Raw genomic sequence first — 13,933 nt, forward strand, 5'->3', positions numbered from 1 at the left:
ACGTATGACGGCTATCGCCACATCGGGCCGTGGGCCGCCATGGCGGGCCGGGCGAGCGAGGCGACCGAGCCCCAGCCCGCCAGGGCCGGGGCGTTCTCCGACGCCGCCGGGACGCGGACGCCCCCCCGACCAGCTCTGGGCGCCGTCATTGGAGATCGCGGCCCACAGCTGGGAGTCGCCCGTGCGCCACACCATGAGCGGCCGGGACGGGGAGCCGAAGCTGACCCGGCCCGTGACCGTGGGGTGCGAGGGGCTCTCGGCGAGCGGGGCGGCGTCGTCGCGCCACCCGGCTGGTGGCGTGTCATCCCCCCGAAACGGGGTGATGCGGAAGGGAGTCGAGGGGCGTGCGGGGGTGCGGGATCACGGCCTCCGCGCCCGGCTCCAGGGAGACGGTGCGTGCCGGGGCGGGGATCCGGATGCCCTCGGCGCGGTAGCGCTCGTGCAGACGCTTGATGAACTCGTGCTTGATGCGGTACTTGTCGCTGTACTCGCCGACCCCGAGGATCACCGTGAAGCCGATCCGGGAGTCGCCGAACGTGTGGAACCGGACGGCGGGCTCGTGGTCGGGGACGGCGCCGGCGGTGTCCTTCATGACGCTCTCGACGACCTCGTTGGTGACCCGCTCGACGTGTTCCAGGTCGCTGTCGTAGGCCACGCCCACCTGCACCGTGACCGACAGCTTCTGCTCGGGCCGGCTGAAGTTGGTCATGTTCGTACCGGCGAGCTTGGCGTTCGGGATGATGACGAGGTTGTTGTTGAGCTGCTCCACCACCGTGATGCGCCAGTTGATGTCGCGGACGTAGCCCTCCTCGCCGCTGCTGAGCCGTATGTAGTCGCCGGGCTGGACCGTCTTCGAGACGAGGATGTGCACGCCCGCGAAGAGGTTGGCCAGCGTGTCCTTCAGGGCCAGGGCGATCGCCAGACCGCCCACGCCGAGGGCGGTGAGCAGCGGGGCGATGGATATGCCGAGGGTCTGCAGGACGACGAGGAAGCCCATCGCCAGGAGCGTGACGCGCGTGATGTTGACGAAGATCGTGGCCGACGCGGCCACACCGGATCTGGACTGGGCCACGGACCGCACCAGTCCGCTGACGACCCGGGCGGCGGTGAACGTCGCGGTCAGCATGACGAAGGCGGTCAGCGTCTGACTGACGGTGTGTCCGACCTGGCTCGTCAGCGGGAGGGCCGCGGCCGCGGCCGCCGCTCCGCCCGCCACCGCGGCCCAGGGGGCGAGCGTGCGCAGCACGTCGACGATGATGTCGTCGCCGGCCCACGCGGTCCGGGCGGCCCGCTCGCCGAGCCAGCGCAGGATCACCCGCAGCACCAGGGCCAGGATCAGGCCGGCGGCCAGTGCGATGCCGGCGACGATGATGTCGTGCAGCGTCAGGGCCCGGTTCACCGGCGTCCACCCTCCGTGGCGGAGAGCGGGGCGACGGCGTCGCGCGTCGCCGGAAGCCCGCGGTCACGGCCGTGGTCACGGCCGGAGTCGCGGCCGGAGCCCCGGGCGCGGTCGTGCCTGGAGTCGTGCCCGGCCCCATGGCCGGGGTAATGATGCGTCACCTTGTACCTGCCTGTCCCGACGGATCGTCATGGCGCCGGGAAGCGGGGGGCATCCGGCGCGAGAAGTCATCCTGCACCACGCCCGTTTTGTGCCTACGCGCCCGGGTGCCCCTGCGCGCAGCGGCGTGCCGGTCCGCCGCCGGCCCCGGGGCACGACGTCGGCCGGGCGGAATGCCCGGGCGGGCGCAATCGCGGGCCATAAGTCTTTCTTGGTGTCGCCTCAAAAGGTTCACCAGGAAAGTGATCAAGGGTGATAGTGCCGCCACGCTGTGCCATTGCACACAAGCGGAGGTTTTTGTTCCGTGGTAACGATCTTGTTAAGCAATGCCCTTGGGAACGCCGGTCATTGGAATAGACCTTTAGTCCTGGTGTGCTCAAGTCGCTTGTTTTGAAGGTGACTTGAGAAACCAGCGCTTCGCGCCGGCTTCTTCTCCTGAAACATGCACACCATTACGGCGCGCTAAACAACTCTGTCTGACGGGCCGTCTGTTCTGGCACACTTCCCGCCACCCACAACTCCCCCACGGAAATGAGGTGTGGCTTTGCCCGGTCGCAGAAGACAGGCGCAGCAACGACGGCGAAAACACGGCATGCTCATCGCCGCGGTCGCCGTGACGGCCGGAGCGCTCGCCGGCACGGCGGCGCTCGGTGGCGTCTTCGACCACGAGCCGTCCCGGCCGCAGGTGTCCGCCGCCCAGGAGACGGCCGTCGGTCCGGCTCCGGCCCCCGCGCACGACAAGACGCCGGAACCGGTGACCCGAATACCCGACGAGGACCGTACGCGCGGCCTCGTCTACAAGGGCCTCAAGCCCGCGCCCAAGGGCGATCACTGCGCCGGCGTCCTGCGGACCGCCGACGGCCGGTGCACGCACGGCCCCGACAAGCCGCCCAAGGGCGTGGACATCACCAAGGACACCCCGCCCGCGGCGAAGACGCACGACGCGGCCGAGCCCCCGGAGGGCGGCCCCGGCGACGGCAAGCCCGCCGAGGGCCGTGCGCCGTCCGCCGGGACCACGGCCTCCGTCGACGCCCGTCAGGCGGGCACCGCCGCCGCCAAGAAGCCGCCGGCGGCGCCGAAGCGCGACGCCGCGAGCGGAACGACCGCCGCGGCCGGCCAGACCGTCCAGTGCGACGGCGACGGCACCACCGGCAACCGCGTCCAGGTCGTGTACGTCCACGGCCCGGGCAACGACCGGTACGCCGAGTACCTGGCCTCGTTCCGCAAGTGGGCCGCCGACGCGGACACCATCTACTTCGCCAGCGCGCAGGAGACCGGCGGCGTACGCCACATCCGGTACGTCACCGGTGCCGACTGCACGCCGTCCGTGCTCAACGTCGAGGTGCCGGAGTCGGCGCTGTCGGAGTTCGGCGCGACGAATTCCGCGCTCGCGGCGAAGGGCTTCGACCGCCGCGACCGCAAGTACATGATCTTCGCGGACGCCAAGGTCTACTGCGGCATCGGCACCTTCAACGGCGACGAGCGCCCCGGCCCCGCCAACCTCAGCAACTTCGGCCCGTCCTACGGCCGTACGGACGCCGGATGCTGGAACGGCTCCACCGCCGCGCACGAGCTCGGGCACAACCTCGGGGCGGTGAACAACAGCGCGCCCAACACCAGTCGCGCCGCGCACTGCACCGACGAGTGGGACGTCATGTGCTACTCGGACGCCCCCTACTACCCGGCGATGCGCACCGTCTGCCCCGAACGCGGCCACGACGAGCGGCTGGACTGCAACCACGACGACTACTACCACACCAGTCCCCGCGCGGGCAGTTACCTCGCCACCCACTGGAACGTCGCGAACAACCAGTTCCTGATGACGGGCGGCGGCACCCGGCCCGACCCGAACCCCACCCCCACGCCCACCCCGACCCCGGACCCGACCGGCAGCACCGGGCCGTCCACCGGCCCCGTCCCCGTCGTCGGCCAGCTGACGTCGGACTCGGCCGTGGTGAGCTGGCCCGCGGCACCCTCCGCCGCCTGGTACCAGCTGCAGCTCAACGGCAGCCACCTGGCGTGGGTCCAGCCGAACTCGGCGCGGATCCACAACCTGCGGCCCGACACCGACTACACGGTCGCCGTCGCGGTCCGCGACCGGTCCGGACGCGATTCCCGTCCCGGCCGTGCGGTGTCGTTCCACACCCCGCCCGTCGGCAACACCACCGCCACGCCCGGCGCGCGGTACACGCTGACCAACGGCCACACGGGGCTGGCCGCCGAGATCTGGGGCGGCAAGAGCGCCGACGGCACGGTCCTGGTCGGCTCCCAGGCCAACGGCTTCGCGGCTCAGCAGTGGTACCTCGACGATGCGGGCGGCGGCAGCGTGCGGCTGCGCTCGGCCGCGTCCGGCAAGTGCCTGCAGCCCGGCGGGGCTCCGGCCCAGGGCCAGTGGGTCGCGCAGCGGGCCTGCTCCGGCGACGCCGCCCAGCAGTGGCGGCTGACCAAGGCGGCGGACGGCCTGCGCCTGACCGCGCGGGACAGCTCGTTCGTCCTCGGCGTCGGCAAGCGGCCGTACTACGGCGCCTGGCTGCTCGAGCTCCAGAGCCCGGACAGCTCCGGCTACCAGGCCTGGACCGTGCGGAAGACCTCCTGACCCACCCCCCACCGGTGGCGGGGGCCCGTGCGGCGGGCCCCTGCCACCTCTCACCCCACCGGAGCCACCCCCTCATGCCCGATCGCCGCTTCACGGCAGCGGCCGCCGTGCTCACCGGCCTGCTCGTCCTGGGGCCCGCGGCCACGGCCCACGCCCACGGCGACACCATCCGCCTGACCGTCACGGGCGTTTCCGCCGGCCACCCCACCACCACGGCGACGTGGGAGGACGACGGCCACCCCGTGAACGAGAAGGTCGCCGGGACGCTCACGGCCACCTCGTCCGACGGCACCACGCTCGGACCCTGGAGGTTCGTGCCGGTGCCGGGCAGGCCCGGAACGTTCACCACCGCCGAGGCGCTGCCCGCCGGCCGCTGGACCGTCACGGCGCAGACGGCCTTCCCGGCGCTCGGCCGCGCCGAGGCGGAGACCGAGGTGACCGCGGCGTCCCTGGCCGCCGCCACCGGAGCGCCGGCCGGACCGCCCGCCCCGTCGCGGGCGCCCTCCGCCGCGCCGGCGGCGGACACCGGCTCCCCTGCCACCTCCACAGCCGCATCCGACTCCGACGGCGGACCGTCGCCCGACGCGGTGACCTTCGGCGTCACCGCCCTGGCCGTCGCCGCCGTCGGCATACCCCTCGCGTTCCGGCTGCGCCGCCGCGGCCGCCGGAACGCCTGACCGACAGAAGGAACCCCCCATATGAGCAGATTCCGCTTGTCGGCCCGTATATCCCGTGTACCGGGCCGCAGAAAGACCCTCCTGTCCACGGCCATGGCCGCCGTGCTGTCCGGCGGACTCCTGCTGGGCGTCGCCCCGCAGGCCCAGGCCGCCGTCACCGGCACGGTCGTCGGCGGGCAGGGCAACTTCAGCACCGTCAACCAGCGCTCCCAGCCGTCGCTGTCCGCGAGCATCACCGGCACCTCACGCGTCGGCGACCGCATCTCGATGGCCTGCCGCACGACCGGCGACGTCGTCGAGAACAACTCCCGCTGGATCTGGTCCGGCACCTTCTACCTCGCCGACGCCTTCATCCGGGAGGACACCGGCGGACTTCCGGTCTGCGGCTCGAGCCAGCCCGCCGGACAGAAGCTCCTGAACATCGGCATGCAGAAGCAGGTCCGGGACCAGTGGTGCTGGGACGCCTCCGGTCTGACCATCGCCAACTACTGGGGCTACACCCAGTACAACCAGTACGACTTCTGCCGCCTGGCCGCCCAGAACAACGGCGGTCTGGACTGCAACAACCAGCCCGCCACGCTCGGCGACATGGCCAACGGCCTCCGCAACATGGGCTTCCGCAACAGCGGCACCGACCTGTGGCGCAACGCCTCCTTCAGCGAGACCCAGAGCGAGATCACGAACGGGCGCCCGTTCGCCGTCCGCATCGGCTGGACCTCCGGCGGCGGCCACATGAACGTCATCTACGGCTACGACAGCACCAGCAACATGATCGCGGTCGGCGACCCCTGGCCCAGCACCCAGACCTACACCTGGTGGAACTACTCCACCTACGCCGGAAACAACTCCTTCCGGTGGACCCACTCGCGCATCGGCATCCACAGCTAGAGGAGACGTTTCCCATGAACCGCACGACCCGTACGACCAGACGCGCCGCCACGCTGCTCGCGGCCGCCGCCGTCGCCACCCTCTGCGGAACCGTTCCCGCGCAGGCCGCCGACGGGCCCACCGCCCCCGCCGCGACCGACTACGCCGCCGCCCAGAAGGTGCTGGGCTCCGGCCAGGTCCACGACACCGTCTCCCGCTTCCTGACGGCCGCCGAGCAGCGCACCCCGGCCGCCGGCGCGGACGGCGGCACGGCCGCGGCCCCGCGCGGCCTCGCCAAGTCGCCCGCCGCGCCCGGCTTCGACCTCAAGAAGCCGGTCCCCTTCTACGAGCTCGCGCCCGAGTTCGTCACGGGCAAGGCCAAGCCCACCGCCGGCACGGCCCTGCGCCTGTCCTACCTGGCCTCCCGCGTCTCGGCCTCGGGCGGGCACCAGGCCGCCGTCCTGCTCGCCCCCGGCAAGGGCGGCGGCGACCGGTCCTGGGAGCTGGCCGGCATCCGCGACGGCGACGCGGACATCAGCGCCGCCGAGCGCGGCACGGACCAGGCACGGACCTTCATGGAGCCGCAGATCCACGCCTGGTACCGGCTGACCGGCGGCGGCACCGTCGAGCCGCTCAACAAGGAGGCCGGCGTGGCCCTCCAGGGCAAGTCGCGCGTCACCCTCGCGGCGTACCAGCAGCTCGTCTCCAAGCGCTACGGCGACAAGCTGCCCGGCTCGGCCTACGACCGCAAGGGCATGGCCGGCGGCTACGCCCTGGCCGAGGACCGGCCCGCCACCGCTTCTTCCCGCCCGTGGCTCCCCGCCGCCTCCGGCGCGGCCGCCCTGGCGGTGTCGGGCGCGGTGGTCGTCGGCCTGCGCCGCCGGAACCGCTCGGCCTGATCCCGCACCCTCCGGCCTGACCTCGCCCGGCGGTCCGTTCCCCTCGACGGGGGAGCGGGCCGCCGGGCCGCGTCGTCTCCGGGCCCGGCGGAAGGAAGCGGTCGGCCGCCGTCGCGTATCGGTGCGGGCCGTGGGGGTAGACGCCGGTAGCACGTGTCAACGCTCCGGCGAAGGGGAGGCACCGTGGCCGACCACGAGGCAGTGAAGAGGTCCGACGGTTCGCACGACGCCCTGGCCAATCCCGTGGTCGAGCGGGGCAGGCTCGAACTGACGCAGTCCCAGGACGGCATTCCGACGCTGACGGTGAGCGGGGGGAACGCCATCGCCAAGGGGATCCGTGTGGTGGACGAGTCCGGAAAGGTGGTCGCGGCCTATGTCGGGTTCTGTGTCGACGACCTCAGCGTGGCCAAGTCGATGCACAGCGCGGTGTCCGGGGCCATAGCGCATTCCCTCGACGGAATATCCGAGAAGCAGGCCGCGAAGGTCGAGGCGCCGTCGGGCGTCATCGTCGGGCACGTCGGCCCCGACACCCCGGTGAAGCTCAGTCCCGACGAGTTCCGGGAACAGGTCGTCATCACGCTGACGAGGGAGCTCATCGACCTCTCGCGCGACCTGCGCCGCTGACGTCCGGGCGTCTCGAGCCCTGGTCAGGGGCTCTGCCGCCACGGCCGCGGGGCGCTGAGTGCCGGCCCGGTCACCGAGCGTCGTTTCAATGAATCTTCACACGATGCGTTCGGCGGGATCGCCGGCATCGCGTCGCCCCTCGATATGCCGGGTATGCCCGACGCGCTTGATCAGCGTGTGTCCGTTTATGTTCCGTGAGCATGCAGGACCCCTCGGATCTGTTACTCGATCCTGTGAAGAAGTTGTGATGACTCGGTATAGGAATCGGAAAGCCAGGTGTCTGAACGGCTGTCCGGAGTGCCGATCGGTGTCAACACGGTTGGCCGTGCCACCCGTTCCCGTGCTTATATCTGCGCACCGCGGCGGTGCCAGGAACGGCGGTCGATTTCGACCGGGCCGTCGCGGCTTGTTGAGAAACATTCGGACAAATGAAAGGTGCGCCCATAATGCGTAACGACATCGAGACCCGCGAGATCGCCGACGCCGAGCTGGACGCCGTTTCCGGCGGTGTCAGCGTTTCCGGTGGCCTGCTCGGCGCCGTGACCGGCGACGTCCACAACGTGCTGGGCACCGTGACCGGCCTGCAGACGGTCCAGGCCGTCCCGGGCGTCGTCGGCCAGGTCGAGAACATCGCCGGCGTCCACGTCGGCGTCGCGGGTCTCTGAGCCCCAGGGCGAGATATCCGTAACCCGTGAACCCCGGACCCCGGAACTCCCCACCCAGTTCCGGGGTTCACGGCTGCCCGGAATTCCGCCCCGCATATCAGCACCCGTGTCACGAATGCAGTCGAAGGAATAGTTCGTGCAGTTCCGCCAAAAGGCGCTTTCCAAGCTGCAATCGCCCGAAGAGCTCGATGTGCCCGTACGCTTCGCGCGGCCGCAGGGCCGGCTCGTCCTGGCCGTCACGGTCGTCGTCATGGCCGCCGCGAGCTTCTGGGCATTCACCGGCTCCGTTTCCTCCAAACTGAGCGCACCCGGCCTCCTCACCCATGCCCAGGGCAGTTACCTGCTGCAGAGTCCGTTCGCGGGACAGGTCACCCGGCTCCTCGCCGAGGAGGGCCAACTGCTGTCCCCGGGCGCACCCCTGGCCGAGATCAGCACGGACCGGGGCGTCCGCGTCGTGCGCGCGGTGGCCGGCGGGCGGGTGACGACCCTGCTCGCCAAGACGGGGGCGGTGCTCACGACCGGCGCGGACGTGGCGACCGTGGAACGCGTCAGCGGTCCGGACGAGCCGCTGGTCGCCATGCTGTACGTATCCGGCGGGAACGGCGGGGCGATACCCGTGGGCGCCGCGGTCGACCTGAGCGTCCAGTCCGTCCCCCAGCAGCGGTTCGGCGTGCTGCGCGGCCACGTGCAGGCGGTCGGCCGCGCCCCCCAGACCGAGGCCCGGATCGGCGGCTTCCTCGGCGACCGCCGCCTCGCCGCGGAGTTCTCCAAGGACGGCAACCCCGTCGCTGTGCTCGTACGGCTCGAACGGTCCTCCACCACGAAATCCGGCTACCGCTGGTCCTCCGCGGACGGGCCGCCGTACGCCGTCGACTCCACCACTCCCGTCACCGGCGCCGTGCACCTCTCCGACCGGCGCCCCGTCGACTGGCTGCTCCCGTGAGCGCGCGCCGCCGCCGCATGGAGCCGAAGCCGGGGGCGCGCCGCCGCGCACCCGCACCCCGGGCCGGCAGGCACAAGACCGTGCGCACCCCCACCGTGCTGCAGATGGAGGCGGTGGAGTGCGGCGCCGCCGCGCTGGCCATGGTGCTCGGCCACTTCGGCCGCTTCGTCCCCCTGGAGGAGCTGCGCATCGCGTGCGGCGTCTCCCGCGACGGCTCCCGCGCGAGCAACCTCCTCAAGGCCGCGCGCGCCTACGGGCTGAAGGCCAAGGGCATGCAGATGGACCTGGCCGCGCTCGCCGGAGTGCGCCCCCCGGCCGTCCTGTTCTGGGAGTTCAACCACTACGTCGTCTACGACGGCATGGGCCGCCGCTTCGGCCGCCGGGGCGTGTACGTCAACGACCCGGGCAAGGGCCGCCGGTTCGTCCCCATGGAGGAGTTCGACACCAGCTTCACCGGCGTCGTGCTCACCTTCGAACCCGGCGAGGGCTTCCGCCGCACCGGCCGCAGGCCCGGCGTCATGGGCGCCCTGCCCGCCCGCCTGCGCGGCACGTCGGGCACGCTGCTCGCCGCCGTGCTCTCCAGCCTCCTGCTGGTGGTCGTCGGCGCGGCGGTGCCCGCGCTGAGCCGTACGTACATCGACATGTTCCTCATCGGGCAGCAGACGTCCCTGCTGGGCGTGCTGTTCGCGTCGATGGCGGTCACGCTGGTGCTCACCGCGACGCTCACCGCGCTGCAGCAGGCCAACCTGCTGCGCGGACGCGTCATCTCCTCCACCCTGGGCAGCGCCCGCTTCCTGCGGCACCTGCTCAGGCTGCCCGTCTCCTTCTTCTCCCAGCGCAATCCCGCCGACCTGGTCCAGCGCCTGCGGTCCAACGACGCGGTCGCCGAGACGCTGGCCCGGGACCTCGCCGCCGCCGGCGTGGACGCGGTGGTCGTGATCCTCTACGCCGTGCTGCTGTGGACCTACGACCCCCAGCTGACGGTCGTCGGCATCGGCATCGCGCTGCTCAACGTGGTCGCCATGCGCATCGCCCTCCACGCGCGGGCCACCGGCACCCAGAAGCTGCGCGCCGAGAGCGCCCGGCTCGTCAACACCTCCTACAGCGGCCTGACGCTCATCGAGACGATGAAGGCCACCGGCGGCGAGAACGGCTTCTTCCGCCGCTGGGCCGGCCAGCACGCGGTCACCCTCGACGTCCAGCAGCGGCTCGGCGTCCCCAGCGCGTGGCTGGCGATCGCCGCGCCCACGCTGGCCGCGCTCAACAGCGCGCTGATCCTGATGATCGGCGGCCTGCGGGCGGTCGAGGGACACCTCTCGGTCGGTCTGCTCGTCGCCTTCCAGGCCCTGGTGACCAGCTTCACCGCGCCGATCACCCGCCTGAACGGCGTGGCCGGCCGCATCCAGGACTTCGCGGCCGACGTCGCCCGCCTGAGGGACGTCGAGAACTTCCCCGTCGACCCCCTCTACTCGCGGCGCGAGCCCGCCGCCGGCACCCGACGCCTCAAGGGCCATGTGGAGCTGGACGCCGTCACCTTCGGCTACAGCCCCCTGGACGCCCCGCTGCTGAAGGACTTCTCGCTCTCGGTCGGCCCCGGGCGGCAGGTCGCGCTCGTCGGCGGCTCCGGCAGCGGCAAGTCCACCGTCTCCCGGCTGATATCCGGCCTCCACGCCCCCTGGGAGGGCGCCATCCGCATCGACGGGATGCCGCTCGCGGACATCCCGCGCGGCGCGCTGGCCGCCTCCGTCTCCTTCGTCGACCAGGACGTCTTCCTCTTCGAGGGCACCGTCCGCGACAACGTCGCCCTGTGGGACCCCTCCATTCCGGACGAGGCCGTCGTCGCCGCCCTCGAGGACGCCGCCGTGTACGACGTGGTCTCCCGGCGCCCCGGCGGCATCCACAGCCGCGTCGAGCAGGACGGCCGCAACTTCTCCGGCGGCCAGCGACAGCGTCTGGAGATCGCCCGGGCGCTGGTGCGCCGCCCCAGCGTCCTGGTCCTGGACGAGGTGACCAGCGCCCTGGACGCGGCCACCGAACAGATCGTCATGGACAACCTGCGGCGCCGCGGCTGCGCCTGCGTGGTCATCGCCCACCGGCTGAGCACCGTGCGCGACAGCGACGAGATCGTCGTGCTCGACCGGGGCACGGTCGTCGAACGCGGGCGGCACGAGGACCTGATCGCCGCGCGGGGCCCGTACGCCGAGCTGGTCAAGGAGCACTGAGGTGACGACCGATCACTACGCCCCGCACGGCGTCGCGCACCACGCCCCGGCCCCCGACCCCGTCGTCGCGGCCCTGGGCGGGCTCGGCTCGGCGGTCGACTGCACGGGCCTGCGCAGCCTGTCCCTGGAGGGCCCGCTCGTCCTGTGGCTCGTCGTGGACGGCGCCCTGGACCTGTTCGCCGTCGACGCCGCGCAGGAGGGCCACTGGCACTTCCTGGGCCGGCTCGAGGCGGGCACCCTGCTGCTCGGCCCGGCCGAGGGCCCCGCGCACACGCTCGTCGGCCGGCCCCTGCAGGGCTGCGCGCTGCGCCGCATCGAGCTGCGCGAGCTGTACCGCCCGGAGCACGAAGGCCAGTGGTACGCCGAGCAAGGACCGTACGGGCAGGAACAGTACGGGCAGTACGGTGGCCCCGGGGCGACGCTCAGCCCGCTGGAGGACGCCTTCGCGCTCGGCGTCGGCCGTGGTCTGCGCGTGCTCTACCAGGCGCCGCTGGACGGCCGTGCCACCACCGGGCCGGGCGGGGCCGACGACGACGTCCTGTGGATGCAGATCACTCCGGGCAGCGTGCAGTACGGCGCCGCCTACGAGGGGTACACCGCGGGCACCCTTCTGGTCGACGCGGCGATGTGGCAGGGCATGGTCGACCAGCAGTACCGGCTGCTGTACGCCCTGGACGGCTGGATCGAGCAGCTGGAACGCGCCCACGAGGACCGTACGGCGGCCGGCATCGAGGCCGGCGAGGCCGCCCGGGCCGGGGCGGACCGGACGCTGCTGGCCTCCATCGGCCGCTCCCGCGGGGGGTCCCGCCGGGGCGCGGGCGACGACGCGACGTTCGCCGCCTTCCGCCTGGTCGCCGAGGCGGCCGGCATCGCCGTGACCGAACCGGGCGAGGCCGGCGCGGCCGCGGCAAGGACGGACCCCGTCGAGCGCATCGCGCTCGCCTCGCGGGTCCGCACCCGCGTCGTCGCGCTCGGCGGCCGCTGGTGGCGGGAGAACCACGGGCCCCTGGTGGGCCGGCGCGAGGAGGACGGGGCGCCGGTCGCACTGCTGTGGCGGCGCGGCCGGTACGAGGCCGTCGACCCCGCCACCGGCACGCGCGAGCGCGTCGGCAAGGACAACGAGGCCGACTTCGCGCCGGACGCCGTCATGCTCTACCGCCCGCTGCCGGCCGGGAACCCGGGCCTGCTGCGGCTGCTGCGCTTCAGCGTGCGCGGCACCGGCCCGGACCTGCGCGGCATCGTCGTGGGCGGACTGGTCGCCGTCGCCCTGGGCGCGCTCGTGCCCATCGCCACCGGCCGGGTCCTCGGCACGTACGTACCCCGCGCCGAGAACGGCCTCATCGTGCAGAGCACGCTGGCGCTCATCGCCACCGGCGTCGTCTCGGCCGCCTTCATGCTGCTGCAGAACGTCTCCGTCCTGCGGGTGGAGGGCCGGATCGAGGCGACCTTGCAGCCCGCCGTGTGGGACCGGCTGCTGCGGCTGCCGACGTCGTTCTTCGCCGGCCGCTCCACCGGCGAGCTGGCGGGCGCGGCCATGGGCGTCAGCTCCATCCGCCGCGTGCTGTCCGGCATCGGCCCGGTGGTCCTCCAGGCGGGCGCGGTCGGCACGGTCAACCTCGTCCTGCTGCTCGCCTACAGCGTGCCGCTGGCAATGGTGGCGCTCGCCATGCTGCTCGTCGTCGCCGTCGCCTTCCTGGGCCTCGGGCTGTGGCAGCTGCGCTGGCAGCGGCAGCTGATCACACTCGGCAACAAGCTCGACAACCAGGCCTTCCAGACCCTGCGCGGGCTGCCCAAGCTGCGTGTGGCCGCGGCCGAGAGCTTCGCCTACGCGGCCTGGGCGCGGGAGTTCGCCCGCACCCGCGAGCTGCAGCAGCGCATCGGCCGGGTCAAGAACGTCGTCACCGTCCTCAACGCCGTCTACCTGCCGCTGTGCACGCTGGTGATGTTCATGCTGCTGGCCGGCCCGGCCCGGGGCAGCATGTCCGCCGACGCGTTCCTCACCTTCAGCACCGCCGTGACGATGATGCTGTCCTCGGTCACCCAGCTGACCGGCGCGCTCCTCTCGGCGGCCGCCGTGCAGCCGATGTTCGAACAGATCAAGCCGGTCCTGCGGGAGCCCACCGAGGTCCCCGGCTCCAGCGTGGCGCCGGGCGAGCTGAGCGGCGCCCTCGAGGCCAAGGGGCTGTCCTACCGATACACCGACGACGGCCCGCTGGTGCTCGACGACGTCTCCTTCCGGGTGCGGCCGGGGGAGTTCGTGGCGATCGTGGGGGCCAGCGGCTGCGGCAAGTCGACCCTGCTGCGGCTGCTCATCGGCTTCGACAAGCCCCACTCCGGCAGCGTGCTCTACGACGGCCAGGACCTGGCGGCGCTCGACCAGGCGGCCGTGCGCCGCCAGTGCGGCGTCGTCCTGCAGAACGCCCAGCCCTTCTCCGGCTCGATCCTCGACTGTGTTCGCGGTGCCGGGACGTACTCGCTGGAGGAGGCGTGGGAGGCGGTCGCGATGGCGGGCCTGGCCGAGGACATCAAGGCCATGCCCATGGGCATGCACACCGTGCTGTCCGACGGCGGCGGCACCGTCTCGGGCGGCCAGCGCCAGCGGCTGATGATCGCCCAGGCCCTCATCCGCAAGCCGCGCGTCCTCTTCTTCGACGAGGCGACCAGCGCGCTGGACAACGAGGCCCAGCGCGTGGTCATCGAGTCCACCCGTGCCCTGCGCTCCACCCGCGTCGTGATCGCCCACCGGCTGTCGACGATCATGGACGCCGACCGGGTGGTCGTCATGGCGGACGGGCGGGTCGTCCAGCAGGGGCCGCCCGCCGAACTGCTGGCCCAGGCGGGCGGCCTCTTCCACGAGCTGGTCCGGCGTCAGCTCGGCTGAG

10 protein-coding genes are annotated in these 13,933 nt (G+C 72.4%); 9 read left to right on the forward strand and 1 reads right to left on the reverse strand.

Going from position 1 to position 13,933, the window contains the following annotated elements:
* Positions 1–301 precede the first annotated feature (301 nt).
* On the reverse strand, positions 302–1,399 hold the full coding sequence (locus tag IE295_RS06225) for a mechanosensitive ion channel family protein (RefSeq protein WP_190062491.1): 1,098 nt from the start codon (positions 1,397–1,399) through the stop codon (positions 302–304).
* Positions 1,400–2,150: 751 nt separating this feature from the next.
* On the opposite strand from IE295_RS06225, the gene IE295_RS06230 reads away from it, so the two are divergent.
* The 9 genes from IE295_RS06230 to IE295_RS06270 all read left to right on the forward strand — a co-directional run bounded on the left by IE295_RS06230 (position 2,151) and on the right by IE295_RS06270 (position 13,932).
* A complete protein-coding gene (locus IE295_RS06230) occupies positions 2,151–4,154 on the forward strand; it encodes an RICIN domain-containing protein (RefSeq protein WP_190062492.1) in 2,004 nt (667 codons plus the stop codon).
* Between the two features lie 74 nt (positions 4,155–4,228).
* Positions 4,229–4,831, forward strand: coding sequence for a hypothetical protein (locus IE295_RS06235; RefSeq protein ID WP_190062493.1), 603 nt, complete (start codon positions 4,229–4,231; stop codon positions 4,829–4,831).
* 21 nt (positions 4,832–4,852) lie between these two features.
* On the forward strand, positions 4,853–5,719 hold the full coding sequence (locus tag IE295_RS06240; RefSeq protein WP_224323133.1) for a papain-like cysteine protease family protein: 867 nt from the start codon (positions 4,853–4,855) through the stop codon (positions 5,717–5,719).
* 14 nt (positions 5,720–5,733) lie between these two features.
* Positions 5,734–6,597 (forward strand): hypothetical protein, encoded by an 864-nt coding sequence (locus IE295_RS06245; protein WP_190062494.1) that lies wholly within the window; start codon positions 5,734–5,736, stop codon positions 6,595–6,597.
* A gap of 183 nt (positions 6,598–6,780) precedes the next feature.
* Entirely contained in the window at positions 6,781–7,221 is a 441-nt protein-coding gene (locus IE295_RS06250) for a hypothetical protein (protein ID WP_190062495.1), read from the forward strand.
* A gap of 446 nt (positions 7,222–7,667) precedes the next feature.
* Entirely contained in the window at positions 7,668–7,886 is a 219-nt protein-coding gene (locus IE295_RS06255; RefSeq protein ID WP_190062496.1) for a hypothetical protein, read from the forward strand.
* A gap of 136 nt (positions 7,887–8,022) precedes the next feature.
* A complete protein-coding gene (locus IE295_RS06260) occupies positions 8,023–8,829 on the forward strand; it encodes a biotin/lipoyl-containing protein (protein ID WP_190062497.1) in 807 nt (268 codons plus the stop codon).
* 17 nt (positions 8,830–8,846) lie between these two features.
* Complete coding sequence (locus IE295_RS06265; protein WP_190062939.1) at positions 8,847–11,051, forward strand: NHLP family bacteriocin export ABC transporter peptidase/permease/ATPase subunit; 2,205 nt, start codon at positions 8,847–8,849, stop codon at positions 11,049–11,051.
* Position 11,052: 1 nt separating this feature from the next.
* Entirely contained in the window at positions 11,053–13,932 is a 2,880-nt protein-coding gene (locus tag IE295_RS06270; RefSeq protein ID WP_190062498.1) for an NHLP bacteriocin export ABC transporter permease/ATPase subunit, read from the forward strand.
* The last annotated feature ends 1 nt before the right edge of the window (position 13,933 follow it).

The sequence above is a fragment of the Streptomyces griseocarneus genome, assembly GCF_014655595.1.
Lineage (GTDB): Bacteria > Actinomycetota > Actinomycetes > Streptomycetales > Streptomycetaceae > Streptomyces > Streptomyces griseocarneus.